Origin of the sequence: Microvirga soli (assembly GCF_016734765.1) — a bacterium.
In the GTDB taxonomy this organism is placed as follows: Bacteria; Pseudomonadota; Alphaproteobacteria; order Rhizobiales; family Beijerinckiaceae; genus Microvirga; species Microvirga soli.
This window is the reverse complement of sequence record NZ_JAERQE010000014.1, coordinates 66,417-92,515: the sequence shown is the minus strand read 5'-3', so window position 1 is coordinate 92,515 and position 26,099 is coordinate 66,417. Positions and strand designations below refer to the sequence as shown.

The window sequence follows — 26,099 nt, the reverse complement described above, 5'->3', positions numbered from 1 at the left end:
GGCATCAGGCTCCCTCGACCAGGATAGAATTAGAAGCGACAGGGGCAGCAGGCATGATGGGAGCCCGGCCGCGGCTCCGAAGAGCGTTCAGTGTCACGATGGACGAGGACCCTGACATGGCAAGCGCCGCCACCAGGGGCGTAACATAGCCAAGGAAGGCGAGGGGAACGGCAATCAGGTTATAGATCAGGGCAATGCCAAGATTCTGTCGCATGAGTCGGTGAGCCCGGCGGGCGATCTCGAGAGTATCCTGCACAGGCTTCAGCCTGTCGCCTAGGAAGACCGCATCGGCCTGCGCCTGCGTCAGATCTGCGGCACTGATCGGCGACAGCGAGACATGTGCCGCCGCCAGTGCCGGTGCGTCGTTGAGGCCGTCGCCGACCATCAGCACCTTGCGGCCGTCGGCTTTGAGAGCTTCAAGCGCTTCGATCTTGTCGGCCGGCTTGCAGTTGCCGCGCCATAGGTCGATGCCGAGCATGGCGGCAATGGGGGCTACGGCCTCGGACCGGTCGCCGGACAGGATGCGGCAGTCGAAGCCGCGCTGGCGCAGGCTCTGCACGATGGTGACAGCGTCAGGGCGAAGCGCCTGCCGTACAAGCAGAACGGTCTGCCTGTCACCCCAGGAGAAGGCGATTACGGAGGCCATCGGATCGGTCGAGGCTATTTTCTCCGCGATGCCTAGAGCACCGCAGAAGGTCAGGCTGCCGAGCCGCATCTCCTGACCGTCTACGACGGCCCAAACACCCTGACCGGGCTCTTCCAGGACATCGCCATAGGGCCGGCGGTCTTGAGTCATCTGCGCCACTGCAGCGGCCAGAGGATGGTGGCTCGACAGCGCAAGCCGGCCTGCGGCCTCCAACAGCCTGGGCTCCACATCGCCGGCGTTGATCACACTCATGGCCGGGAGAGTCAGGGTCCCGGTCTTGTCGAAGACGATCGTATCGACCTTGGCCAGGCGCTCGAAGGCGTCGCCCGCGTTGAGGAACACGCCGGCGCGGAAGAGAGCCCCAGAGGCAACCACCTGGACCACCGGCACGGCCAGTGCCAGCGCGCACGGGCATGTGATGATGAGAACCGCAATGGCCGCAATCAGAGCATCGTGCACGGACGCCCCGGTCATAATCCAGGTCAGGGCCGTGATGGCGGCCGCCGTGTGGACGACCGGCGCGTAGATCTTTGCCACCCGGTCGGCCAACTGCACATAACGCGATTTGGCCGCCGCCGCGTTCTCCAACAGCCTTTCGACCTCGTCGAGGAGCGTGCCCTTGCCCGCTGCGGTGACCCGCAGGGTCAGGGTGCCGTTGTAGTTCATGCTCCCGGCATAGACCTGATCCTCGGCTCTCACAGCCCGATGAGTCGTCTCTCCGGTTACGAGACTCTCGTCAATGTCCGAAGAGCCGGAGATGACGACGCCGTCAACGGAAATGCGCTCACCCGGGCGCACAAGAACCCGGTCACCAGCGTTCAAGGCAGCGGTGGGGAGCAGGACGACCTCGCCTGTCTCCTCGATCCTGCGTGCGACTTCGGCCCGGAACGACGCGAGGTTGCTTGCGACCGCTCGGGTTTTGCGCCGCATGGCCTGATCGAGGTAGCGGCCGCAGAGCAGGAAGAAGAGCAGCATGACGACAGAGTCGAAATATGTGTGCTCGGCAGAGTTGATTGTCTCGACCACCGACACGGTCAGGGCCAGCAGAATGCCGATGACGATCGGCACATCCATGTTGGTGCGGCGGTTGCGCAGCGCGTTCAAGGCGCTTCGGAAGAACGGCTGGCCGGCATAGGCGACCGCCGGCAGGGCGATGAGGGCAGCGAGCCAATGGAAGAAGTCGCGGGTCTCAGGCGTGATGTCCGTGACGTTGCCTGACCAGACGGATACGGCAAGCAACATGATGTTCATGGAGGCGAAGCCTGCAACCGTCAGGCATTTCAAGAGCCATTTGGCCCGGCGATCCTCCTCTTCCTCCACCAGCCTCGACCGGAAGGGATGCCCCCGGTAGCCGAGCCGCTGGAGTTCTTCCACTACATCGGTCGGAGAAACCGCTCCGTCGCGCCATTCCACGGCGAGACGATGATTGGTGTAGTTCAGGCGCGCGTCCACAATGCCCGGAAGCCGGCATAAGCCACCCTCGATCTCGTCGATGCAGGCGGCACAATCAATCCCCTCGACGGCAAGGTCGAGATGAGCCGTGCCATCGCCCTGGCGTTGCACGTAGATGGAGAGATCGAGAGTGTCGGCCATCGAAAAGGAATCCTCAGAGTGTGACACGGCTCTTCGAGCGGAAAACGGTTTTCGCCTCGCGCTTCAAGTCGATGACGAAATCCCACAGGCCTTCCGGCGCAGGTGTCAGGCTCTTGAACCGGCCGGGTGTCAGCTCGACGACTTCGAGGATCACGTCACGACGCTTGTCGGTGGGATGGGCGAGACGAACCTCGGGCGTGAGACCTGCTAAGGCATGCCCCTGGGCATCGCGCGCCGTGATGATGATGTCTGAGGCCGCGCCGTGGGGCAGGGATGCCTCGATCGTCCAATGGCGGGAGTCCTGGGCTTGAGCGGCCGCAACATCGTTCTTGAACGATAGGCCGGCCTTGTAGGCGCTCTCCGTTTCAACGCCGCTGAAGCTCGAGATGGCAACGCGCACCATGTAGAAGTTCATGGCGAAGATGACGCCGAAGAACGACACGAAATAGAGAAGGACCGTGCGACCGGTGATGGGCCTCGGCGGCCGTTTTGTAGTGGCTGTGGTGGTCATGGGATCGATCCTTATGGAGCCTTGAAGTGATCGCTCGTGCTCGCGGTATCGCCGGTGGCGAGGTCGGTCAGGACAAAGCGGACAGATGTCGAGTCTTCGGCCATCGAAGCGGTATCCGTCACCAGAACGCGCGCCTCGAGGGTCTGATCCGGCCCGACGGTGACGATGGAGCGGCCCTGCTGGTCGATTTCTCCGCCGACCAGTTCCACCTTGGCCTCGCCTAGCCCTTCCACCATGAGAGCATAGCGGCGCTCGTCGAGATTCTTGTTGGCGACACGGATGGTGAAGCCGTTGCGGATCGAGCCATCGGAGAGGCGGACGAAGAGGGGGTTGCGGTCGTGCATGACGCTCAAGTAGAGGCTCTGGCGCATGGCGAGAGAGGTAATCATGATCGCGCCGACAAGGGCGATGAGGCCGGCATAGAAGAGTGTGCGCGGGCGCAGAATGCGGCGCACTTCCGGGCGCCCTTCGATGCGCGCCTGGACGTTCATGTCGGTATCGTAGGCAATCAGGCCCTGGGGGCGGCCGATCTTATCCATGACGCTGTCGCAGGCGTCCATGCACAGGCCGCATTGGATGCAATCGAGCTGCAGGCCCTTGCGGATATCGACGCCCGTGGGGCAAACGACCACACATTGATTGCAATCGATGCAATCGCCGGCAGGCAGGCCCTGCAGCTTCAACGCCTCGTTCTTCTTCACCGAGCCACGCGGCTCGCCGCGGTCGTAGCGGTAGGTGACGTTCAGCGCGTATTCGTCCGTCAGTGCAGCCTGGATGCGCGGCCATGGGCACATATAGGTGCAGACCTGTTCGCGCATGAAGCCGGCGAGGGTGTAGGTCGTGACGGTAAGAATGCCGATCCAGAGATAGGCAATGTAAGACGCCTGGAAGGTTGCCAACTCATAGACTAGGGTCGGTGCGTCGGCAAAGTAGAGCACCCAGGCGCCGCCAGTCCACCAGGCGATCATGATCCAGATGAAATGCTTCAATCCCTTCCGAGCGAAGACCGGGAGGGTAAGCTTTTCCTTGTCGTGGCGGATCCGCTCCCGCCGGTCGCCCTCCACCCAGCGTTCGACAGCGTAGAACAGGTCGGTCCATACGGTTTGAGGGCAGAGATAGCCGCACCAGATCCGGCCGGCGACGGCATTCATGAGGAAAAGGATCAGCGCCGCCAGGACCAGAAGGCCGGTCAGGTAGTAGACCTCCTGCGGCCAGATCTCGATGAAGAGGAAATAGAAGCGGCTGTTGGCCAGGTCGACGAGAATGGCCTGGTCCGGCGCGTTAGGGCCGCGATCCCAACGGATGAAGGGCAGGAAGTAGTAGATGCCGAGGGTAACGGCGAGGACGATCCACTTGATCGTGCGATAGCGGCCTTTGACGGCCTGAGGATAAATCTGCTTGCGGGGAGCATAGAGCGGCGCGTCGTCGGCCGAGGCTCCATAGGGATGGGGAAGGGGGGCGTCGGCCATCGAATCTATCGCAATCGTCTCGATCTGAATGACGATGGGATACGATGCGGCACGCCAAGCCGCCTTGATCCAAATCAAGCAGCGGCCGGAGGTCGCCCACCAGCCGCTTGGTTCTCAGAACTTGAACAGGCTCACGGCTTCTGGTCGCCGCCCAGGGAATGAACGTAGAGAGTCAACGCCTTGATGGTCGTGTCATCCAGTCGTCCGTGCCATGTTGGCATGACGCCTCCTCGGCCGTTCATCAGCCCTTCCACGATGTTCGCCTTGTCCGATCCGAAGAGCCAGATCTTGTCCGACAGGTTCGGCGCGCCGAGTTCCTGGCTGCCTTGTCCCTTGATGCCGTGGCAGGCGGCGCAGTTATCGGCATAGACCTTGGCACCGGCTGCCAGATCGGCTCCCTTGTCGGTCGGAAGGCCCGACAGGGACCGAACGTAATCCGCCGCATGAGAGATCTCTTCGCGCTTCAGCATTCCGTCGCGGCCGAAGGCAGGCATGGTACCTGAATGGCCCTGGTCACTCGTCGAGCGGGCGCCGTGGCGGATCGTGTGCTCGATCTGGGCGAGCGATCCGCCCCAGAGCCAATCGTCGTCGTTCAGGTTCGGATAGCCCTTGGCGCCAGCGCCACCCGCTCCGTGGCAGGGAGCGCAATTGTCGCCAAACGCGGCCTTGCCCTGAGCCCGCGCGAAGGCGAACATTTCAGGGTTCTGCTTGATCTCCTCGAGAGAAGACCCTGCGAGCTTCGTCGTCATGCCGGAGCGCTGCTGCTTGAGAGCTTCGAGCTCCACCACGACCGCGTCGCGCGAATGCCACCCGAGCGCACCCCTGGTGTAGGACGAGATCATCGGAATTGCCGGGTAGGCGAAGGCGTAGAGAACAGACCAGAAGATCGTCAGGTAGAATGTCCACAGCCACCAGCGCGGCAATGGGTTGTTGAGCTCCTGGATGCCGTCCCAGGCGTGCCCCGTTGTGGTGACGCCCGTGACGGCATCCACCTGTTCATGAGACTCATGGGCCATGGGATCAATCCTCCTGGAGAGGCATGCGGGAGGCTTCATCGAAGCGGGCCTTCCGCGAGGGAGCGAGGGCATAGATCAGCACCGACAGGAAGACGGCGACGAAGTAGAGGAGCCCCCAGGTCTGGGCGAATTCGGCGAAGAATTTATATGCGGCTGGCATGTTCGTCGGTCCTCAGCGCACGTTGGCCTTGTTGTCGTAGAGTTTGAAGCCGACCTGTGTACCCAGCATCTGCAGGTAGGCGATGAGGGCGTCGGCTTCCGTGACCTTCTGCGGGTTGCCGTCGAAGGTGCGCGACTGCGCCTTCGGATAGCGCTTGGCGAGGCCGATAGCATTCGGGTCGTCGCCATTGGCCTGGATCCGAATGTCGCTCTCGGCCAGCTTCAGCATCTCTGCGGTATAGGGGACGCCGAGGGTCGCCTGAACCTTCAGCTCCTGCGCGATGGTGGACGTGTCGAGCTCCGTCTTCTCGAGCCATGGATAGCTCGGCATGATTGAACCGGGCACCACCGCGCGAGGATCCTTTAAGTGATCCTTATGCCAGTCGTCGGAGTACTTGTTGCCGAGACGGGCTAGATCCGGGCCGGTGCGCTTGGAGCCCCACTGGAAGGGCCGGTCGTACATGCTCTCGGCTGCCAGCGAGTAATGGCCGTAGCGTTCCACCTCGTCGCGCAACGGACGCACCATCTGGCTGTGGCAGTTGTAGCATCCCTCACGCACATAGATGTTGCGGCCCGCCATCTCGAGCGGGGTGTAGGGCCTGACGCCCTCCACCTTCTCAATGGTGCTCTTCAGGTAGAAGAGGGGCACGATCTCGACCAGGCCGCCGATGGAGATGACGATCAGCACCCCGAGGATGAGGATGATCGAATTGGTCTCGAAGATCTTGTGACGGGACCAGAATGACATGATCGTTTCCTTTATTCGGCGGCAATGAGGGCGGGCTGCATGGTCTGAGGCACTTCCTCGACCGCCTCTCCGGCCGAAATCGTCTTCCAGACGTTCCAGGCCATGATCAGGCTGCCGGCCACGAAGAAGGCGCCGCCGAGTGCACGGATGACATAGAAGGGGTTCATCGCTTCCACCGTCTCGATGAAGGAGTATTCAAGGAAGCCGAGGCTGGTATAAGCGCGCCACATGAGGCCCTGGAGGATGCCGGCCACCCACATCGACGAGATGTAGAGAACGATGCCCAGGGTGGAGATCCAGAAGTGCCAGGAGACGGCCTTCATGGAGTAGAGCTCCTTCTTGTTCCACAGCCACGGCACGAGGCAGTAGATGGCGCCGAAGGAGATGTAGGCGACCCAGCCGAGTGCGCCGGCATGGACGTGGCCGATGGTCCAATCAGTGTAGTGCGACAGGGAGTTCACGGCCTTCACGGACATGAGCGGACCTTCGAAAGTGGCCATGCCATAGAAGGCAACCGACACCACCATGAGGCGCAGCACAGGGTCGGTGCGCAGCTTGTCCCAGGCACCCGAGAGAGTCATGAGACCGTTGATCATGCCGCCCCATGAGGGCATCCAGAGCATGACCGAGAAGACCATGCCGAGCGTCTGCGCCCAATCGGGCAGGGCGGTGTAATGCAGGTGGTGGGGGCCTGCCCAGATATACATGAAGATCAGCGACCAGAAGTGGATGATCGAGAGCCGGTAGGAATAGACCGGCCGCTCGGCCCGCTTCGGGATGAAGTAGTACATGATGGCGAGGAAGCCGGCGGTGAGGAAGAAGCCGACAGCGTTATGGCCGTACCACCATTGCACCAGCGCATCCTGCACGCCCGACCACACGATATAGCTCTTGGGCGAGAACAGCGAGACCGGGATAGCCGCGTTGTTGCCGAGATGCAGGACCGCGATGGTCAGGATGAAGGCGAGATAGAACCAGTTCGCCACATAGATGTGCGGCTCCTTGCGTCGCATGACCGTGCCGAGGAAGACCAGGAAATACGTGACCCACACGACGGTCAGGAAGAGATCCGCATACCACTCGGGTTCGGCATATTCCTTGCCCTGCGTGATGCCAAGCAGGTAGCCCGTGCCGGCGATCACGATGAAGAAATTATAGCCCAGGACCACGAACCAGGGTGCGATGTCGCCGACCATGCGGGCCCGGCAGGTGCGCTGCACGACATAGAACGAGCTGGCGATCAGCACGTTGCCGCCGAAGGCGAAGATCACGGCCGATGTGTGCAGCGGACGCATCCTGCCGAACGATAGCCAGGACGTGTCGAAGTTAAGGGCCGGATAGGCGAGCTGTAGGGCGATCAGGAGGCCAATGGTGAAACCGGCGATGCCCCATATCACGGAGGCGATCGTGGCGAACTTCACGGGTCCCATGTTGTAGTTCGGCTTGTCGCCGATGGTCAGCGGGGGCAGCTGCGCCGGGCGCTCGTAGTACCGGTTCACGATGGCGAACACGGCAGCCACGCTGGCTGCCGCGAAAAGGTAGGCGTGGAAGGCGTATTCGGGCGTATAGGCCTTCGCCGCGATGATGATGCTGAGGAGCGCCAGGGCGGCGAAGGCAAGGGCGGAGCCCCCTTCGCCGAAGGTCATTCCTTTTGAGGGTGCTACCGCTTGAGCCATAGGCTTCAACCTTTTGAGAACATCGGCGAGGCCGTGAGCTTCGCCGTCAGCAGAGTTGTTTAAGGAGAGGGTTGGGAAGGGGCATTGATGCAGATCAAACGGCCGTTTGCCTGTGCCCGGCACCTACAGGGCGCGGGAGTGTCGCTGGGTGCCGTTTTCCAGATAGCGGTCGAATACGGCGCAGACATTTCTGACTAGAGCGCGCCCCTCGGCTGGAATCACCAGGGTCAGACCGTCACGGATGACAAGCCCATCCCGCGCGAGTTCGTCGATGGCATCAAGCTCCGGTCTGAAATCCACTGGAGAGCAAAACTCCGAAGCGATCTCATCGAGATCCACCGAGAAATCGCACATCAGACGTTCGATGATCATGCGGCGCAGGCGATCGTCCCCGGAGAGAGCGACGCCGCGAACGACGGGCAACCGACCCTTCAGAACAGCCTCGCGATAGCCGACCGTCGTTGGAGCGTTCTGGATGTAGCCTTGCGGTAGGGAGCCGATGGCCGATGTGCCGAACCCGATCAGGGCCGTCGCCTCGTCCGTCGTGTAGCCCTGGAAGTTGCGGTGGAGCCGTCCATCCTTCTGCCGGCGTGCCATGGGGTCGCCCGGCTTGGCGAAATGGTCGATGCCGACCTGGACATAGCCTGCACGCATAAAGACGGTGGCTGCAGCCTCACGTTGTTCGACACGTGCAACGGCATCGGGGAGAGCCTGCTCGGGCATCAGGGCTTGGTGGCGCTTCATCCAGGGCACATGGGCATAGCCGAAAAGGGCGATACGGTCGGGATCGAGCTTCAGCGCCAGTTCCACGGAGCGCGTGACGCTTTCGACGCTCTGAAATGGCAGGCCATACATGAGATCAAGATTCAGGCCGCTCACCCCAGCCTGCCGCAACCAGGCAACGACCTGCGCCGTCTGCTCGAAGGACTGAACCCGCTTGATGGTTTCCTGAACTAACGGATCGAAATCCTGAACCCCAAGACTGGCTCGGTTGAGCCCGGAGGCCGCGAGGGCCTCGACATGGGCCACGGTGATGGTTCTCGGATCGATTTCGACAGCAATCTCCGCATCGGATCGAACCGCGAAGGCTGCATCCAGGCGATTTGAGACCTGTCTGAGATCCTCCGGTGACAGGATTGTGGGTGTGCCGCCGCCCCAATGAATGTGGGATGCATCCAGGCGGCCAGGCAGACGGCTCGCGACGAGTTCGATCTCCCGCTCCAGGCACTCCACATAGGAGGCAACCGCTTTATAGCCGCGAGTCACGACCGTGTTGCAGCCGCAATAGAGGCAAAGCTCCGCACAGAACGGCACATGCAGGTAAAGGGAAACAGGCTTGTCTGGCGCGAGCTCGGCAAGCCAGGAAGCGTAAGTCTCGGCCGTGACGTCCGGCTTAAAATGCGGAGCGGTCGGATAGCTGGTGTAGCGTGGAACACGCTGATCGTATCGGGCAATGAGTTCTGGCGTCATAGCCAGAACGTGCATCATCAGGATCCGTATGGCCTTGATTTAGGTCAAGAGAATGCCAAGGCTCAGAGACAAGCCTTTGAGAGGCAATCGGCCTTTAAGGGTAAGGGCCCATAAGGTAAATACTATATAAAGTCAGAGGCTTATATAATGGAAGAGGGCGCGAGATACTCGTCTGGATGGTTAGCTTCCAACTGTCATCGAGGCCGCCACCGATAGCGTAAGCCGTCCTGTCCTGAAACAACCTGTGACGGGATCAAAGGGCAACCGCAAAGGGAGGACCTAGCGCAGAGCCGCTGACGAGTTAGGGACGGCCTGATTTGGTCAGCCATTGGCCTCGGCCTTCAATACATCACTGCATTAAGTGTGACAGAGACGGGCGAAGCCGCCGCCAGTTGTTCGCTGCCCCGCGCGACCAGCCAGCCATCCGTACGCTCCAAGCGCGCAACAATCTGCAGCGTCGACGAAGCAGTCGCGCTCGCTGGTGAGGGCAAGTTAAAGGCTATGGTCCTTGATCTCCCATCACTTTTAATGCGCGTTTTCGCGATGCGTCGTCGCGCATTGTCCCGAATGGCAGAGTCTTCAAGGTAAACCTCGACGTAACCCTCTGGGATAACCGCGCCGCCCTCGAATGTTATGGCACCACGAATATCTGCTGGTTGTGCAGCAACTGGTCCGACGGACGTAGCGAAGGCCGCAACTCCCGCTGTCAGTAGTACTGTGCGGCGGGCGGTCATACGCGTCATCAAGCACTCTCCATTATCACCCCGCAAAAAAGCGCGCGGTGGCAGCGTTAACGCACAGCTCGTGCTTCTTAGGACGAGGTAACTGCAACTGCAGTACCAGATGGGGCGCTTGGAAGCGCCCCATCTGCGGTCGAGTTAGATGATAATGAAGTCGGCAGCCGAAACATTCAGGTGTTTGCTCAATCGCGCAAACTGAATAGCTCCAGCTTGTCCAGTGCCATCTACGTCATAGGACAAGGCGCCACTATCGGTATCGTAGATGATACGGTCATCGGTGTCATGGGCGACACCCGCCGCACTCCGGTGAAATGCCCCTAAAGCAAGGGCGCCATCGCCACCCACGTCTGTAAAGATGAGGTTGTCCAACAGGATCGTATCGTCGGCGACGATGAAGTCCTTGATCCAGTCGACATTGCCGTTCCCAAGTTCCGTCGAGAAGCGGAAAGTATCCTCTCCCGAGCCGCCAGTGAGCGTGTCGGCTGCAAGGCCGCCATCCAGCAGATCGCTGCCCCGGCCACCGTTGAGCCTATCAGATCCCGCAACGCCCGGCCGGGCCGGCGCGGGGGGGAACTCAACCGACACGTTCAACTCATAGGTTGATCCTTCCGGTATGGCTTCTGCCCAGCCATTGCCCGGCGCCGTCTCCGACCAGCTACCTTCCAGGATGTAATAGGTTCCGGTCTCCTCCACGACAAATACAGTGCTTGAGTCCCGGTTGCTGGTAGAGCCAGGGTCGCCGCCGCCATCATCGTTCTGAGTGACGATGTTGCCGTTGCTGTCGAGCAGCCTCAGCCAACTGTCATGAACATTCGGATCGGCAATCCCGTCAATATCGATCGTAATGACCGTCCCGGCCGCCAGATCGATCTTGTAATAGCCGCCCTTGCCGTTTCCGGTAGCATTGACGGTGGTATGAAGCACCGTCGTCGAATCGAAGATATCGGGGTCGCTGGCAAGGGAGAAGTTGTTGGAGATGTCAAACGCGGCTGCGATCGAGTTGTTCGTCGCGTCCGATCCCAACGTGGCGTAACCGGTCCCCATGCCCGGCCGTGGAGCCGCGTCGCCCTGATAGTCGAAATCGCCCAGCAGGGTGTCATCGCCGCGGCCACCGTCGATGACGTCGTTCCCGCCCTGGCCAGTTAATACATTGGCTGCGCCATCGCCGGTCAGGCGGTCATTGAATCCCGAACCTGCAAGATTTTCGATGGAGACATATTTATCTCCACCGGATTTCCCTCCAGTGAGAGTCAGTGCAACGCCGCGCGTCGCGTCAGAGTAGTCTGCCGTGTCTCTGCCGGCACCGCCGTTCAATCTGTCAGCGCCGCCACCGCCGGTCAGCGTGTCATCCCCAGCCCCGCCGGAGAGTTCATTGGCCCGGTCCGTGCCGATGAGACGATCATTGGAGGATGAACCGACGGCATTTTCAAAGCCGACAAGTATATCGTGCCGTATAGTTGTGCCTCGACCGACGATTTGCACCGGACCATCGCCGTCGCCACCGTAGGCCGTGCCGTTCGCAAGATCTATTGTCACACCGCCAGAGCTGCCCGCGTAGACGACCGTGTCTGTACCTGACCCGCCATCCAGGTAGTCTTGACCAGAGCCGCCGATGATCGTGTCGTTGCCGGCTTCGCCATACAGGATGTCGCCATCATTGCCGCCATCCAGGATGTCATTGCCGCCACCGCCATTGAAGTAATCTCCGCCACCTCGGCCCCAGAAATGATTAGCGGCGGATGTGCCGATGAAGCGGTCAATACGGTCATCTGAGCCGATCAGATTCTCGATGCTGTTGAAAGTGTCACCCGAGGCGGTCCCGCCGCTGGCAACATTCGTAGCGAGATTGACGAGCAGCTGGAACGGGCTTTCCTTGCTATAATCGACCGTGTCGATGCCTGCGCCACCCCTGAATACATCTATGCCGTCCTGGCCGCTCAGTGTATCGTTGCCGTCGCCGCCATCGAGCATATCATTGCCTTGGCCGCCAAGGATGACGTCGTTGCCGCCGCCGCCGTAAAGCGCGTCGTCTCCATCGTCGCTTTCGGTCTGGTCTTCAAGGTCTTCAACATCGATCGTGTTGTTGATGTCACGGCTGGCGAGTGAGTCGCGGCCGCCGATGATCAGGTCATCACCTCCCTGGCCGAAGACCGTATCGTCGCCGGCGCCGCCGTCGAGCGTATTGTTTCCGCCATCGCCGAAGATAAGGCTGGTCATCGTGTTGTCGCCGACGATGGGTGGGCTCTCGCCGTCGTCATCAGGCTGCGTCGTCGACACGTCGGCGTAGATGATGTTTTCGACGTTGGCGATCTTCCTGATCCTCAAGTTCCTGGCCAGGAGGATAACCGTGTCGTTGCCGCCGTTGGCCTCCTCCCGAACGATGTCGTCCATGGAATCGACGAAATAGATGTCGTCGCCGCCGTTGCCGGCCATACGGTCACCGCCGCCGCGGCCGTCCAGAGTGTTGGCGCCATCATTGCCGATCAGGACGTCGTCATACCTGCTGCCGATGCCGTTCTCGATATAATAGTCAGTCCCGTTTGCGTTGTGCCCGGCGAAGATCGACACATTATTGCTGTGCCCGTTGACACTGGAGAACTGTCCAGCGCGCAAATCGAGGATTGTACCCGCAGTCGAGCCGGAGAAGTTGATCGTGTCGGTCCCGCCGGTATCATGGATCGCAAAACCGATGTCATGCTGCATACCCGAGGAGGTCAGCTTGTAGCCGTACTGCGTGCTGCCGAAGCCGTAGACATTGTCGCCGGTATTGAGGTCGATAGACTGATAGGTGCGCACTCCATTCGCGTCGACGGTTGAGAAAAACCGGCGAATGGTCGCCTCAATGTCGGCCATAAGCGGCGTCGCTGCGGACCAGCGGCTGGTTTCACCGACATCGATTCCATCGAAGTAGGACATGACGCTGTATTGCTGGCGATCATAAGTCCAGGTTGCGTTGTTCAGATAATTAATCTGTACGCCGCCGGGGCCGCTATAATTGTAGAGCCCCGGATGATTGAGGCCAAATTCATGGCCGAATTCGTGGACGAAGGAATCGAAAACGTAACCGCCGAGATCGGTCTTATTGGGTTCCGTATCGTGGAAACGCTGGCCGATGCTGACATAGCGATTGCTCGAATAGGCGCTGCCATCATCCTCTTCACCAAGCTCGGGGCTGACAACCTCTATCCAATCCGTTGCTCTATTGAATGGCGCGTCATCCACGATCTCGAATTTCAGAGGAGTGACAGACGACCACATTTGTAAGGCGCCGATCGCGGCAGCCTTGTAATCAGGGTGATCGTTGAGTTCGTAGACGTTAATCCTCAGCGTTCCCGCGGCGATCTCGGGCGTCAGGCTGCGAGGCAATGCACCGAGATAATCAAGGAAGGCCTCATAGTCTTCGCTCTTGCCATAAGGATTATCCGGTGTCTGATCGTTAACCCACCACTGATCGCTCGTTTGACTGGGACTCGGCATCGTAGGGTTCCTCTCACGACTGTGCGCAGATTCCGGCTGTGCCGTTCTGCAGCTACCAATTTTCCCTCAGGCACGGCGTCTACCTGCCTGTCAGCGCGTTCACGCTTTTTGATAATCTGGCCGGAATCTTCGACTTGTCTACCCCCAAAGGAGTACCTTATTTGTCAGGAGGAGAACCCAAGCTCATGCTGAGGATGTGCGCGCGTTGAGACGGAGCGTGCGCGTGATCATTGATGTGCGTATGTATGCAAGTTCACTTGCAGCACAGAGCGGTCCAAAGGATTTCCGTTTTCGATTTCTCTTCAACTCACAAATTGATCTCACCCTCGAATTCGAGCGGGAGCCCATCTGACAGGCACGATCAAATCTGGTGCGGTATGCTACCAAATGCCGCATCGAAATAGGGACTTGGGTCAAGCCTCTTCTAGAAGAATTGTTCGTGACACCAGAAGCCTGACTCAAACTTAGTATAATCCCCCTAGTGATTTGACCTTAAATGGATAATTCAATTTATAAGGTAGGGGTATTTCGCCGACGATATTAGATTGCAAGATCGGGAGCGGGGTGCGACATCGCTGAGTTCGGGGATTGATCGAGCCTACAAAGCCAGGGATCCGGTGCCCGCGTAGCTGCTGCCTTCTGGTATGCGAAGCCCTTATGCTGATCGCCGCTGCATGTCCGGCAGAAGCCTTGAGCATTATAACGACCTTTGAACCTGTGATGAGGCTGATAGTAAACCTTATGCTGAAGATGCCTCTTTGGAATAACATTTCATTCGTCGACTATCGCTAAATCTCCAGCATGGATTTGAGAGATTTGTCCCTAGGCATAAGTCAAAGGACCATGTCCATCATGATGAGAATGCTGCCGAGGAGAATGAGAGCGATAGCCGGCCAATGGATCATGAGGCTGAAGGATCTTGGGTACTGCTGCGGCTCCAGACTCGCCCGCTGACTTTCTGTCCCGCTCCGCCGTGCATCGCTGAGCCGACCTCTCCAGAGAGCCTGACTTGCGGCATAAACCACGCCGGCAATGATGAGCAAAGCGCCAATCCAGATAAGGGCAAAGCCAGAATCCACGGAGCTCTCCTGTTGTCAGGGCCATGCATTCTACCATGGACTCCGCATGCCAAGGATAGGTATACCGGGGCCTCATCGACAGTCGTGCAGCTGGATTAGGCATTTCCAGGCGATGCAGGCCCCGTTTGGAAGTATGATCAAGCTTCGAGGCCGCGGCTGCGCGAGGCCGTCGAATACGAAGCATCCCGTCTGTGCCCAGACTGCCAAGGTTCATCCCTGGAGGTCCGGACTATGGGCCAGTTTGATATTGTCGCCGGTGCAAGCGATACGCTGGCATATCCGACCATGAAGCGATCGGAAGCTCACGATCCAGGTGCGAAGAACGTGAGGCGCGACAGCAATGTGTGGTCCGACTCAAGCACCATGATCGCGACGAAGGCCAGAACGGCGCTGATCGGGACCAGGATGGCATAGACGAGGGATAGGCGCTCCCAGGCCATGTGCATGAATACCGCCACAATGAGACCGGCCTTGAGCAGCATGAACAAGAGGATCAGAGAGTAGCGAAGGCTGCCCTCCAGCTGGAAGTAATCGACGAGGTATGAGCAGGCACTCAGAATGAACAGCCATGCCCAGACGACAAGGTAGAGCCTGATGGGATGCTGCTGTCCCTGCGCGGGGCGAAGTGCCGTTTCCTGTGCCATGGTCTGGTCCCTACCAGAGATAGAAGAGGGCGAAGATGAAGACCCATACCAGGTCCACGAAGTGCCAGTAGAGGCCTATGATCTCCACGGCCTCGTACCGTCCCTTCCGGCTCGTGAAGAAACCTCTTCGCTCGTGATCGAAGTCACCGCGCCAGACTTTTCTTGCGACAATCAGAAGGAAGATCACGCCAATGGTCACGTGGGTGCCGTGAAAGCCGGTGATCATGAAGAATGTCGATCCGAACTGGGCCGCTCCCCACGGGTTGGACCACGGCCTCACCCCCTCATGGATTAGCTTAGTCCACTCGAAAGCCTGCATGCCAACGAAGGTGGCGCCGAGAAACGCCGTCAAGAGCATTAGGGTGGCGGTTTTCCTGCGGTCGCGGCGATAACCAAAATTGACGGCCATGGCCATGGTGCCACTGCTGCTGATCAAGACGAAGGTCATGATGGCGATCAGGATGAGGGGCAGTGTCATGCCTCCGATCGTCAGGGCAAAAACCTCGCTTGCATTCGGCCATAGGACCGTCGTGGACATCCTGGCGGTCATGTAGGCAATCAGGAAGCTGCTAAAAACGAAAGTGTCGCTGAGCAGGAAGATCCACATCATTGCCTTGCCCCAAGACACGTTCCTGAAGGCAGTCCTGTCGGAGGAGAAGTCACTCGCGATGCTGCGCAGTCCCGAAGGATCGTTCTGGGTTGTCGCGAGGGGAGAGAAGGCTTGCTCTGCCATGGCGTGCATTCCTCCTAGCCTAATACTTGCCGGCAAAGGTCAATGGCGGTGCCGGCCCATCCTGTCAGGATGCTCAGGAGGACGAGCCAAATGAACAGCAGGAAATGCCAATAGGTAGCGCAGAGCCCCACGCTCAGCCGCAGCCGCTCAGGCGGGGCGTCGCGCCATGCAGCGGCGATCGCTCGGCTCAAGGCCACCATACCGCCGATCACGTGTACGCCATGAACTCCCGTCAGGACATAGAAGAAAGCATTGGCGGAGTTCGAAGCAAGGAGGTAGCCGCCTGTCGTCAGTTGGTGCCAAGCCAGAAGCTGCCCTGACAGGAAAGCCAGCGCCGTCACGCCAGCTGCAAGGAGCCCTAGTCTCAGGGCAGCACCATCGTTCCGGGTGGCTGCCTTTCCCGCGTCGTGCAAGGCGATGCTGCTTAGGATCAGCATGATAGTGTTCAGCCACACCACGTTGGGCAGGGGCACGTCGCGCCAGTCAGGCATCTGCATCCTGATTGCATAGGCGCTGATGAAAAGCGCGAAGAGAGAACCGACCACGGCCAGAAAAACCCTGAGCCCTGTCCTGGCGACCGCTGGGTCCACGCCTCCCAGGGGGGCATAGGCAACTGTAGCCCCTTGTTCCAGCCAGGGTTTGGTCATCACTCCCTGACGCGAGAGCCACCACACACCGATAGCAATTAGGACGCCTAGGACAATGAGAATGCTACCCATGAGCTGCACCTGGAGCGAGTTGGGTGCTTGGCTGGTTTTGAGGCAGGAAATCGACGGGTGCGCCCGGAACGCTGTAATCGTAGGCCCAGCGGTAGACGACTGGCATATCCTTGCCCCAGTTGCCGTGCGGAGGTGGGGTTTCAGGGGTTTGCCACTCCAGCGTGGTCGCGTGCCAGGGATTTCCACCAGCAGGCCTGCCGGAACGCAGGCTCCAGAAGAGATTGAAAACGAAGACAAGCTGAACGGCGCCGACGATCAGCGCGACAATGGTGATGAAGGCGTTGAGCGTGTGGGCAGATGCAGGAACGAAGGCCATGTCGCCGATCTCGTAATAGCGGCGCGGAACTCCCATGAGGCCAAGATAGTGCATGGGAAAGAAGATCGCGTAAGCTCCTAGGAAAGTAACCCAGAAGTGAAGCTTTCCAAGCGTATCGTTCAGCATGCGGCCGGTCACCTTCGGATACCAATGGTAGACGGCACCGAAAATCACCAGAATTGGAGCGACGCCCATGACCATATGGAAGTGCGCAACGACGAACATCGTATCGGAGAGCGGTACATCCACGACGACATTGCCGAGAAACAAGCCTGTCAGGCCCCCATTCAGAAAGGTGACGATGAACGCGAGCGCGAACAGCATGGGAACGTTCAGGTGGATGTCGCCGCGCCAGAGAGTCAGAACCCAATTGTAGACTTTGATCGCGGTTGGAATGGCAATGATGAGCGTGGTGGTGGCAAAGAAGAATCCGAAATACGGGTCCATACCGCTCACATACATGTGGTGAGCCCACACGACGAAACTGAGAGCGCCGATTGCCAGGAGAGCCCAGACCATCATTCGATAGCCGAAGATATTGCGCCGCGCATGGGTGCTGATCAGGTCGGACACGATCCCGAACGCCGGCAGGGCGACAATGTATACCTCCGGATGGCCGAAGAACCAGAACAGGTGCTGAAAGAGCAGCGGACTTCCGCCGCTGCGGTCTAAGGGCTGGCCCATCTCGATGATGGCCGGCATAAAGAAGCTGGTGCCGAGCGCCCGGTCGAACAGCATCATCACGGCACCCACGAACAGGGCCGGAAAGGCCAGGAGTGCCATGAAGCTTGCAGTGAAGATGCCCCATACCGTCAGCGGCATGCGCATCAAGGTCATCCCCTGCGCCCGCGCCTGCAGCACGGTTACCACATAGTTCAAGCCACCCATGGTGAAACCGATGATGAAGACCATCAGCGAGACGAGCATGAGGATGATGCCCCAGTCCTGCCCTCCCGGCGTACCGGATAGGATCGCTTGTGGCGGATACAGGGTCCAACCGGCGCCAGTAGGCCCGCCCGGCGCGAAGAAGCTTGCAACGAGGATGAGCACGGCGAGCAGGTACACCCAGAAGCTCAACATGTTGACATAGGGAAAGACCATATCGCGCGCGCCAACCATCAGGGGAATGAGGTAATTGCCGAAACCTCCGAGGAAGAGTGCAGTCAGCACGTAGACCACCATCATCATTCCATGCATGGTGATGAACTGATAATAAGCGTTCGCGTCGATAAACGAGAAGACGCCGGGAAAACCGAGCTGCAGGCGCATCAGCCATGAGAGCACGAGCGCGACTAGCCCAACGGTCAATGCGGTGAGAGAATATTGGATGGCGATGATCTTCGCGTCCTGGCTGAAGACGTATTTCGTCACCCAGCTGTGCGGGTGGTAGAGCTCGACATCACCGGCAACCACATCGGGTCCCGTTCCGGCATGATCGAGGGGCACATCAACCATTGGGATCGTTCCCTGATCGTCTTCTTCGCCCCTTGCTTACTTGCCATGATCGGCGATTCTTTATTGAGCCTCAGGCATTAGACGCGCAAAGCTGCGAGACCGCTGATCTTGCAGCCAGGCCTGGTAGTCGCCCTGCTCCTGCACGACGACCTTTCCCCGCATCTGGGGGTGCCCGACGCCGCAGAGTTCGGCGCACAGGATCTCAAAGGTTCCGGTCCGCGTCGGCGTGAACCAGATGTAGGATACTTGGCCAGGCACCAGATCCATCTTCGCACGCACTTCGGGGACGTAGAAATTATGGATAACGTCGACAGAGCGCAGCAGCGCCTTGACTGGTTTGCCGACGGGCAGGCGTAGCTCGCCGCCCTCGACGATCAGGTCATCCTGGGCCTTCGGATCCTCACGGCTAACGCCCAAGGGATTGTCAGCACTGACAAGGCGGGTGTCGACAATGCCAAGCTGACCATCCGGACCGGGAAGGCGAAAGCTCCACTGCCATTGCTGGCCGAGAATTTCGATGTCGGTCGCATCCGCCGGAACGGTGATGAACTGCCTCCAAACGAACAAGCCTGGCGTCAGCATGGCCGCGACGCCGACGCCGGTGCCGACAGTGAGCCACAGTTCCAAGCGCCTGCTTTCGGGTTCGTAGTGGGCCCGCCGGCCTGGTTGATGACGGAATCGGTAGACGCAATAAGCCATGAAAAGCACGATCGCGACGAAAACCGCGCCCGTGATCCAGAATGTGATGACGATAGTGCTATCGATATAGCCCCAGTTCGACGCAATCGGCGTCCACCACCAGGGGCTCACAAGATGGAAAACCACCGAGCCTACAGCGATCAGAACCAGTATGAGCGCTACAGCCATCCCCGTTCATCCTTGCCGAAGTGGCTTTCGGCATGAAACAGAAGGCAATAACTTCTCACCTAAGGCATCAGGCTGCTTTAGGTCATATCGCACTAATTCTTCCAGGGTACTCGTCGCAAGAATTGCTTGCTACGCTTGCCTGTCAAGTAAGCCAAAATTATACCTAATGGCTGAGCTGGTCAACAATTCGCAGGCCGCGGCCTCTTGTATCTGAATGCTCCTCATCTCTTATTTTTTACATTGTTCCATGCTGCCTGCCCAACCTTGATTGTCGATTCTCACGCTCCTCAGGGCCAGGGGCTCCCCGTCAGGAGCGTATCTGGTCTGGGCGGTTGGGCCCCAAAAAGCATGAGTGCTGTCATTTCGAGGTGATGGCCCCTAGGCCGCATTCGGCCGTGCCGGCAATGGTAGACAGCTTGTAGCTCCGGTGAGCAGTTCTGCTCTGCCACAGTCGCAAGGTACCCTGTTATCTCGGTGATGGTGGTTCCAGACCCCAAGGCGAGCGTCGCAGGGAGAAGCCAAGGTCGGCCCACTCTCTCTAAGAACTGCCCGTTGAGGCGCTTGCCCGCTGGGATATCCGGAGCTTGCCCTCCTTTACGTGCGCCTCTATTGCCCAGCGCAGAACCACCGGAACGAGGCATCCAGTAATCTGGATTAGACCCTTCTTGGTATCCGGATGTAAGGATTGCTGGGATGGCGCAACGTCTTGGGTCGCGTCACAATCCTTCATTAAGCAGCACCTGGGCTAAGCTTATCCGGCAGGTGGCGGAGAGGATTCACCCAGATGACCCTGGGAGATCACTAGCCGAGGCCCGAAGCCATGCCTCCTCCGAGGCCGACTGGTTAAGACAGGCTCAGCCTCGCTGCTGAGGAAATAGTAGTATAGTATGATTTATTATCAGGGAGGCTGAACTAACATTCTGCTAGGCTGCACAGAGCAGGTCGCCAGACGGGAGCTGACCTGCCTTGATAATGAGATCAGACAGCCGCTTCTGGGGTATGCTGAAGCGGCAAGCTGACAGGAAGTCTTCGACACAAAGGGTGCTGATCCGCGCCAGGCGCAAAAGCGAAAGCCTGGGCATGAAGAAGAGGGAGAACGACCTTGAAGACGTTTACGACCACATTGGCGGCTGCGGCTCTTGGAGCCTTCGGCCTGCTTGGTGCCGCACAGGCGCAGGATAAAGGTACTGTTGGCGTGGCCATGCCGACGAAGTCGTCCGCACGCTGGATTGACGACGGCAACAACATGGTCAAGGTGCTCAAAGAGAAGGGCTACAACGTCGACCTGCAATATGCGGAAGACGACATCCCGAACCAGCTGGCGCAGATCGAGAACATGATCACCAAGGGCCCCAAGGTGCTTGTGATCGCGGCCATCGACGGTACCACGCTCTCTGACGCGCTGCAGCAGGCCGCCGACAAGGGCATCAAGGTCATCGCCTACGACCGCCTGATCCGCAATTCCAAGAACGTCGACTACTACGCCACGTTCGACAACTTCCAGGTCGGCGTGCTCCAGGGCGGCTACATCGAAAAGGCGCTCGGCCTGAAGGAGGGCAAGGGCCCGTTCAACATTGAGCTGTTCGGCGGCTCGCCCGACGACAACAACGCCTTCTTCTTCTACAACGGCGCCATGTCTGTGCTCGACCCCTACATCAAAAGCGGCAAGCTCAAGGTTGCCAGCGGACAGACCGGCATGGACAAGGTCTCGACTCTGCGCTGGGATGGCGCGGTCGCCCAGGCCCGCATGGATAACCTGCTCTCCGCCTACTACACCGACAAGCGCGTCGATGCTGTTCTCTCGCCTTACGACGGCTTGAGCATCGGCATCATCTCGTCGCTCAAGGGCGTGGGCTACGGCACGGCTCAGCAACCGATGCCGGTGATCACCGGACAGGATGCGGAAGTCCAGTCCGTGAAGTCTATCCTCGCCAAGGAGCAGACCTCAACGGTGTTCAAGGACACCCGGGAACTCGCCAAAGTCACGGTCAACATGGTCGACGCCGTGCTCTCCGGCAAGCAGCCGGAGGTCAACGACACCAAGACCTATGAGAACGGCGTGAAGACCGTGCCGTCCTATCTCCTGAAGCCGGTGAGCGTCGATGCCTCGAACTGGAAGGAAGTTCTGGTCGGCAGCGGCTACTACAAGGAGGATCAGTTCAAGTAACCGGCCCAATGCAAGCGGACCCTGCGCAGCCGCGTGGGGTCCTTCCTCGTTCCTGGAGAGCTTGTCAAACCCGGCGCCGCTTGAGGTTATGTAATGAACTCAATCCTTGAGATGCGAGAAATCACCAAGACGTTTCCAGGCGTGAAAGCTCTCGACAATGTCAATATCACTGTCAAGGCCGGTGAGATCCATGCGCTTGTAGGGGAGAACGGTGCCGGCAAGTCCACGCTCATGAAGGTCTTGAGCGGTGTCTATCCCCACGGCTCCTATTCCGGCTCGATCATTTATGAAGGCGAGGAGCGCCGCTTCAAGGGGATCGCCGACAGCGAGGCGCTTGGCATCATCATCATCCATCAGGAGCTGGCGCTGGTGCCGCTCCTGTCGATTGCGGAGAATATCTTTCTTGGCAACGAGCAGGCGCATTACGGCATCATAGACTGGTCGGCCGCGTTCGCGAGGACGAAGCAACTGCTCAAGGTCGTAGGCCTCGACGAATCTCCCGAGACACTCGTGACCAATCTCGGTGTTGGCAAGCAGCAGCTTGTCGAGATCGCCAAGGCGCTCTCGAAAAAAGTTAAGCTTCTCATCTTGGACGAGCCGACGGCAAGCTTGAACGAGAAGGACAGCGACGCCCTTCTGAACCTGCTGCTCCAGTTCAAGGCTCAGGGTATCTCCTCGATTCTGATCTCGCACAAGCTCAACGAGATTTCCAAGGTTGCGGACGCGATCACGGTGCTCCGGGATGGCGGCACAGTTGAGACGCTGGACTGCCGGGCGGAAACCGTCAGCGAGGACCGCATCATCCGCGGCATGGTGGGCCGCACCATGGAGGACCGCTACCCTAAGCGTGAGCCGAACATCGGTGAAACTATCTTCGAGGTTGAGAATTGGTCGGCGTACCACCCGATCCACACCCATATGCAGGTCGTGAAGAGCGTCAACCTGAGCATCCGGCGTGGAGAGATCGTCGGCATCGCTGGACTGATGGGGGCAGGGCGTACCGAATTCGCCATGAGCCTGTTCGGGCGCAGCTATGGCCAGAACATCACCGGTCGCGTGGTGCTCCACGGCAAGGAGATCGACGTGAGCACGGTCGAGAAGGCCGTCTCCAACAGGATCGCCTACGCCACCGAGGACCGTAAGACCTATGGCCTCGTTCTGGCTGAGGACATCCGTAAGAACGTCACTTTGGCCAATCTCGAGGGGGTTTCCAGAAATCTCGTTATCGATGATGTTCAGGAACTAGCGGTCGCCAACGACTATCGCGCCAAGATGCGCATCCGCAGCCCTAGCGTCTTTCAGGAGGCGGTCAACCTGTCTGGTGGCAACCAGCAGAAGGTCGTTCTGAGCAAATGGCTCTTCTCCGACCCGGAGATCCTCATTCTCGACGAGCCCACTCGTGGTATCGACGTAGGTGCGAAATACGAAATTTATACGATCATCAACAGGCTGGCCGATGGGGGCAAAGGTGTTCTCATGATATCCTCCGAGATGCCGGAACTGCTCGGCATGTGCGACAGGATCTACGTGATGAATGAGGGCTCCCTGATCGCCGAGCTCGACATTGCCGACGCATCCCAGGAAAAAATCATGCACGCTATCGTCAAGTCCGGGAGACGCTGAGATGGATACGAGAACTGCTGACGATCTGCACGTTTCCCAGCCGAAGACCTCGTGGATGGAGTTCATCAAGGCCCATTTCCGCGACTACGGCATGCTGCTGTCGCTTCTGGTCATCATGCTGTTCTTCCAGGTGGTCACCAACGGTACGCTCCTGCGCCCCCTCAATCTCACCAATCTCGTCCTCCAGAACAGCTATATCGTCATCATGGCGCTCGGCATGCTGCTCGTGATCGTGGCCGGGCATATCGACCTTTCGGTCGGCTCCATCGTCGGCTTCGTCGGTGGCCTGGCCGCCATGATGATGGTGCGGTGGGGCTTCGATCCTGTCACGACCACCATTGCCTGCCTGATCATGGGAGGCCTCATCGGCGCGGCGCAGGGCTACTGGGTTGCCTATTCCAAAGTGCCGTCCTTCATCGTGACCCTTGCCGGCATGCTCGTCTTCAAAGGGCTCACTCTGGCGCTCCTGGGCGGCATGTCGGTGGGGCCCTTCCCGGTGGTGTTCCAGCGGCTGAGCTCGGGCTTCATCCCGGATGTCTTCGGCGGGCAGGGCTTCAACTACACCGCGCTCTTCCTCGGGATCGCGAGCCTGACCGCACTCATCTACTTCAGTTTCCGCAGCCGCTCCAATCAGCTCAAGCATGGGGTGGAAACGGCTCCCTTCGGCCTCTTCGCATTCAAGAACGGCCTGCTCGCCGTGCTCGTGATCGCCTTCTGCTACCTGATGGCGACCTATCGTGGATTGCCGAACGTGCTTGTCATTATGGCGGTGCTGATCGCACTCTATGCCTTCGTGACCAACCGCACCACCATCGGCCGACGTATCTATGCCCTCGGCGGCAACGAGAAGGCCGCGAAGCTTTCTGGCATCAAGACCGAGCGCCTGACCTTTCTCACGTTCGTTAACATGGGTGTTCTGGCCGGTCTCGCCGGCTTGATCTTCGCGGCACGTTTAAACACTGCAACCCCGAAGGCTGGTCTTGGGTTCGAGCTGGACGTGATCGCGGCGGTGTTCATCGGTGGCGCCTCGGCCACAGGCGGTGTCGGTAAGGTCACCGGGGCGGTCATCGGCGCGTTCGTAATGGGCGTGATGAATAACGGAATGTCGATTCTAGGGATCGGCATCGACTACCAACAGGTCATCAAGGGGCTCGTGCTGCTCGCAGCTGTGTCCCTGGACGTGTACAACAGGAAAAAGTGATTGAGGCTGGAGGCGCTCAACGATCGTACGACACGGAGCTGCTATTTCAGTGCGAACATGCCGAATTGCGAGATGTCGCGCCTTAGCCCTCATGGGTGAGCGCGCCCCCTGGCGCAAGTCCTGTGGCATATGTCAGTTGGCGATGTGTGCGACGGAGCCTTGCTGCCGACCACGGGGCTGAACCTGGCGGGAGGAGCTAATGGCCTCCCGGCCGAGGTCAGGCCGCCGGGGATGCGGTATCGATCACGAAGCGATATTTCACGTCGCTCTTGAGCACCACGGCGCGGATGAGGCTCTGGCGTCTCAGAGCCCCGTCGATCAGAACTTAACTGCGCGACATGTCCAACGGTGGTTCGACGCCCTCCCGCAATGGGCTCACGTACGGAGTCTCACGCGTTCTCTCCGCAAGATCGGCCTTGGCGGCCGCGATCAGGGATGGATCGGTGATCGCCGCCATGCCGGTTGCGGCCATCGCCTTGGCGACATGCACCATTGCTTTATGCGCGGCCGGCATTTTGCCTTGGGCCACGATCTGCCATGTGTGGAACGGCGTGCCGATTGCCACCGTCGGAGCGTGTGCTTGAACGGTGGGAACAACCCAGCTCACATCACCGATATCGGTCGAGCCGATCATGGGCTTGCGTGGTGAATCGAGAGGCGTCAGGAAATCGGCGAGAGGCGCATCGGTCTTCGGCTGCCCGATGGCTTTATAGACGGATGCGATCTCCTGTTCCGAAAGGGTTGCACGGATCTTGCGCGCGAATTCGCGATCGGCGTCGTCGAATGAAGGCGGTCCAAGCTCCTCCATGGCATTGTGAAGGGCGTGTTCGAGCGGGGTGTTGCCAAGCGTATCGGAGACGGCGCTGACAATCCGCATCTCGACGCTGGTTTCCGTCATAAGGGCTGCTCCCTGCGCGATCTTGTGCACGCGCTCGATCAGGTCGAGCATGCCGGGCAGGTCCATGGCGCGGATCGAATAGCGCACGCGGGCATAAGCCTGCACTACGTTCGGCGCGATGCCACCCGTATCCAGCAGGGCATAGTGCACACGGGCATCGGACGGCATGTGCTCGCGCATATAGTTCACGCCCACATTCATCAGCTCGACGGCATCGAGAGCGCTGCGTCCCAAGTGAGGAGCTGCAGCGGCATGGGCTGCACGGCCGGTAAAGGCGAAATCGGCGCGAGTGTTGGCCAGCGACAGCGCCGGTGCGACCTCCCAGAAACTGTAGGGATGCCAAGAGATCGCGATGTCGGCATCGTCGAAGGCGCCAGCGCGCACCATGAAGGCCTTGGCTGCGCCCCCTTCCTCGGCCGGGCATCCATAATACCTGACGCGACCCGGAATGCCCTTCTCGGCAAGCCAGTTCTTCAGGGCGACAGCGGCGAGCATGGCGCCCGATCCGAGAAGATTGTGCCCACATCCGTGTCCGTGCCCACCGGGTTCGATGGGACGATGCTCCGCAACGCCGGCTTCCTGGCTCAAGCCTGGCAGAGCATCGTACTCGCCCAGGAAAGCGATCACCGGTCCGCCTTCGCCCGCTTCGCCGATGACGGCGGTTGGGATGCCGGCAACACCCTCGGTGACGCGGAAGCCCTGATAGCGCAATTCCGCAGCATGCTCGGCAACGGAGCGAACTTCGGTGTAGCAGACCTCCGGCATTCCCCAGACGCGATCGCTCAAGGCAATGAGGCGGCTCTTTGCAGCGTCCACATGCTGCCAGATCTCGTTTCGGACGTTCATGTCTCGCTCCAAAGTCGGTCGTGGAAGGTCGTCAAATCGCCGCCGC

The 26,099-nt window shown here is 59.5% G+C and carries 19 protein-coding genes; 3 read left to right on the top strand and 16 right to left on the bottom strand.

Annotation, left to right across the window (positions count from 1 at the left end; all coding sequences use genetic code 11):
- Positions 1 to 4: 4 nt before the first annotated feature.
- The 15 genes from JKL45_RS14110 to JKL45_RS14040 form a co-directional block, all read right to left on the bottom strand.
- The gene (locus JKL45_RS14110) at positions 5 to 2,239 is read right to left on the bottom strand and encodes a heavy metal translocating P-type ATPase (RefSeq protein WP_201861863.1); all 2,235 of its coding nucleotides are present in this window, start codon (positions 2,237 to 2,239) and stop codon (positions 5 to 7) included.
- Between the two features lie 13 nt (positions 2,240 to 2,252).
- Positions 2,253 to 2,750, bottom strand: a complete 498-nt coding sequence (locus JKL45_RS14105; RefSeq protein WP_201861862.1) for a FixH family protein — start codon at positions 2,748 to 2,750, stop codon at positions 2,253 to 2,255.
- Positions 2,751 to 2,761: 11 nt separating this feature from the next.
- Positions 2,762 to 4,219, bottom strand: coding sequence for a cytochrome c oxidase accessory protein CcoG (gene ccoG / locus JKL45_RS14100; protein WP_201861861.1), 1,458 nt, complete (start codon positions 4,217 to 4,219; stop codon positions 2,762 to 2,764).
- Positions 4,220 to 4,350: 131 nt separating this feature from the next.
- Positions 4,351 to 5,235, bottom strand: coding sequence for a cytochrome-c oxidase, cbb3-type subunit III (gene ccoP, locus JKL45_RS14095; protein ID WP_201861859.1), 885 nt, complete (start codon positions 5,233 to 5,235; stop codon positions 4,351 to 4,353).
- A gap of 4 nt (positions 5,236 to 5,239) precedes the next feature.
- On the bottom strand, positions 5,240 to 5,395 hold the full coding sequence (locus JKL45_RS14090) for a cbb3-type cytochrome c oxidase subunit 3 (RefSeq protein WP_201861853.1): 156 nt from the start codon (positions 5,393 to 5,395) through the stop codon (positions 5,240 to 5,242).
- Between the two features lie 12 nt (positions 5,396 to 5,407).
- Positions 5,408 to 6,142, bottom strand: a complete 735-nt coding sequence (ccoO, locus tag JKL45_RS14085) for a cytochrome-c oxidase, cbb3-type subunit II (protein WP_201861852.1) — start codon at positions 6,140 to 6,142, stop codon at positions 5,408 to 5,410.
- Between the two features lie 11 nt (positions 6,143 to 6,153).
- Entirely contained in the window at positions 6,154 to 7,818 is a 1,665-nt protein-coding gene (ccoN, locus tag JKL45_RS14080; protein ID WP_201861850.1) for a cytochrome-c oxidase, cbb3-type subunit I, read from the bottom strand.
- 123 nt (positions 7,819 to 7,941) lie between these two features.
- Positions 7,942 to 9,288, bottom strand: coding sequence for an oxygen-independent coproporphyrinogen III oxidase (hemN, locus tag JKL45_RS14075; RefSeq protein WP_201861921.1), 1,347 nt, complete (start codon positions 9,286 to 9,288; stop codon positions 7,942 to 7,944).
- Positions 9,289 to 9,629: 341 nt separating this feature from the next.
- The gene (locus JKL45_RS14070) at positions 9,630 to 10,031 is read right to left on the bottom strand and encodes a hypothetical protein (protein ID WP_201861846.1); all 402 of its coding nucleotides are present in this window, start codon (positions 10,029 to 10,031) and stop codon (positions 9,630 to 9,632) included.
- 135 nt (positions 10,032 to 10,166) lie between these two features.
- Complete coding sequence (locus tag JKL45_RS14065; RefSeq protein ID WP_201861844.1) at positions 10,167 to 13,505, bottom strand: M10 family metallopeptidase C-terminal domain-containing protein; 3,339 nt, start codon at positions 13,503 to 13,505, stop codon at positions 10,167 to 10,169.
- Between the two features lie 1,381 nt (positions 13,506 to 14,886).
- A complete protein-coding gene (locus tag JKL45_RS14060) occupies positions 14,887 to 15,228 on the bottom strand; it encodes a cytochrome C oxidase subunit IV family protein (RefSeq protein WP_201861842.1) in 342 nt (113 codons plus the stop codon).
- A 10-nt stretch (positions 15,229 to 15,238) separates the two neighbouring features.
- Positions 15,239 to 15,961 (bottom strand): heme-copper oxidase subunit III family protein, encoded by a 723-nt coding sequence (locus JKL45_RS14055; protein ID WP_201861840.1) that lies wholly within the window; start codon positions 15,959 to 15,961, stop codon positions 15,239 to 15,241.
- Between the two features lie 14 nt (positions 15,962 to 15,975).
- Positions 15,976 to 16,680: a cytochrome c oxidase subunit 3 gene (locus tag JKL45_RS14050; protein ID WP_201861839.1), complete on the bottom strand. Its 705-nt coding sequence runs from the start codon at positions 16,678 to 16,680 to the stop codon at positions 15,976 to 15,978.
- Positions 16,673 to 18,451 carry a cytochrome c oxidase subunit I gene (gene ctaD, locus JKL45_RS14045; RefSeq protein WP_201861838.1) on the bottom strand — a complete coding sequence of 593 codons (1,779 nt, stop codon included), beginning with the start codon at positions 18,449 to 18,451 and terminating at the stop codon, positions 16,673 to 16,675. Before ctaD ends, JKL45_RS14050 begins: the two co-directional genes overlap by 8 nt.
- 60 nt (positions 18,452 to 18,511) lie before the next feature.
- Positions 18,512 to 19,318 (bottom strand): cytochrome c oxidase subunit II, encoded by an 807-nt coding sequence (locus JKL45_RS14040; protein WP_201861837.1) that lies wholly within the window; start codon positions 19,316 to 19,318, stop codon positions 18,512 to 18,514.
- A 1,102-nt stretch (positions 19,319 to 20,420) separates the two neighbouring features.
- On the opposite strand from JKL45_RS14040, the gene chvE reads away from it, so the two are divergent.
- The 3 genes from chvE (at position 20,421) to mmsB (ending at position 24,309) form a co-directional block, all read left to right on the top strand.
- Positions 20,421 to 21,485 (top strand): multiple monosaccharide ABC transporter substrate-binding protein, encoded by a 1,065-nt coding sequence (gene chvE, locus JKL45_RS14035; protein WP_201861836.1) that lies wholly within the window; start codon positions 20,421 to 20,423, stop codon positions 21,483 to 21,485.
- A 93-nt stretch (positions 21,486 to 21,578) separates the two neighbouring features.
- Positions 21,579 to 23,108 (top strand): multiple monosaccharide ABC transporter ATP-binding protein, encoded by a 1,530-nt coding sequence (gene mmsA / locus JKL45_RS14030; RefSeq protein ID WP_201861834.1) that lies wholly within the window; start codon positions 21,579 to 21,581, stop codon positions 23,106 to 23,108.
- A 1-nt stretch (position 23,109) separates the two neighbouring features.
- Positions 23,110 to 24,309: a multiple monosaccharide ABC transporter permease gene (gene mmsB / locus JKL45_RS14025; RefSeq protein ID WP_201861831.1), complete on the top strand. Its 1,200-nt coding sequence runs from the start codon at positions 23,110 to 23,112 to the stop codon at positions 24,307 to 24,309.
- A 325-nt stretch (positions 24,310 to 24,634) separates the two neighbouring features.
- Here mmsB and JKL45_RS14020 read toward each other — a convergent pair whose 3' ends face one another.
- Positions 24,635 to 26,053 (bottom strand): M20 family metallopeptidase, encoded by a 1,419-nt coding sequence (locus tag JKL45_RS14020; protein ID WP_201861829.1) that lies wholly within the window; start codon positions 26,051 to 26,053, stop codon positions 24,635 to 24,637.
- Positions 26,054 to 26,099 lie beyond the last annotated feature (46 nt).

Bases quoted from the DNA above. Each gene is read 5' to 3' on its own strand.
- JKL45_RS14110 (WP_201861863.1), bottom strand. From the start codon at position 2,239: ATGGCCGACACTCTCGATCTCTCCATCTACGTGCAACGCCAGGGCGAT.
- JKL45_RS14105 (WP_201861862.1), bottom strand. From the start codon at position 2,750: ATGACCACCACAGCCACTACAAAACGGCCGCCGAGGCCCATCACCGGT.
- ccoG (WP_201861861.1), bottom strand. From the start codon at position 4,219: ATGGCCGACGCCCCCCTTCCCCATCCCTATGGAGCCTCGGCCGACGAC.
- ccoP (WP_201861859.1), bottom strand. From the start codon at position 5,235: ATGGCCCATGAGTCTCATGAACAGGTGGATGCCGTCACGGGCGTCACC.
- JKL45_RS14090 (WP_201861853.1), bottom strand. From the start codon at position 5,395: ATGCCAGCCGCATATAAATTCTTCGCCGAATTCGCCCAGACCTGGGGG.
- ccoO (WP_201861852.1), bottom strand. From the start codon at position 6,142: ATGTCATTCTGGTCCCGTCACAAGATCTTCGAGACCAATTCGATCATC.
- ccoN (WP_201861850.1), bottom strand. From the start codon at position 7,818: ATGGCTCAAGCGGTAGCACCCTCAAAAGGAATGACCTTCGGCGAAGGG.
- hemN (WP_201861921.1), bottom strand. From the start codon at position 9,288: ATGACGCCAGAACTCATTGCCCGATACGATCAGCGTGTTCCACGCTAC.
- JKL45_RS14070 (WP_201861846.1), bottom strand. From the start codon at position 10,031: ATGACGCGTATGACCGCCCGCCGCACAGTACTACTGACAGCGGGAGTT.
- JKL45_RS14065 (WP_201861844.1), bottom strand. From the start codon at position 13,505: ATGCCGAGTCCCAGTCAAACGAGCGATCAGTGGTGGGTTAACGATCAG.
- JKL45_RS14060 (WP_201861842.1), bottom strand. From the start codon at position 15,228: ATGGCACAGGAAACGGCACTTCGCCCCGCGCAGGGACAGCAGCATCCC.
- JKL45_RS14055 (WP_201861840.1), bottom strand. From the start codon at position 15,961: ATGGCAGAGCAAGCCTTCTCTCCCCTCGCGACAACCCAGAACGATCCT.
- JKL45_RS14050 (WP_201861839.1), bottom strand. From the start codon at position 16,680: ATGGGTAGCATTCTCATTGTCCTAGGCGTCCTAATTGCTATCGGTGTG.
- ctaD (WP_201861838.1), bottom strand. From the start codon at position 18,451: ATGGTTGATGTGCCCCTCGATCATGCCGGAACGGGACCCGATGTGGTT.
- JKL45_RS14040 (WP_201861837.1), bottom strand. From the start codon at position 19,318: ATGGCTGTAGCGCTCATACTGGTTCTGATCGCTGTAGGCTCGGTGGTT.
- mmsA (WP_201861834.1), top strand. From the start codon at position 21,579: ATGAACTCAATCCTTGAGATGCGAGAAATCACCAAGACGTTTCCAGGC.
- mmsB (WP_201861831.1), top strand. From the start codon at position 23,110: ATGGATACGAGAACTGCTGACGATCTGCACGTTTCCCAGCCGAAGACC.
- JKL45_RS14020 (WP_201861829.1), bottom strand. From the start codon at position 26,053: ATGAACGTCCGAAACGAGATCTGGCAGCATGTGGACGCTGCAAAGAGC.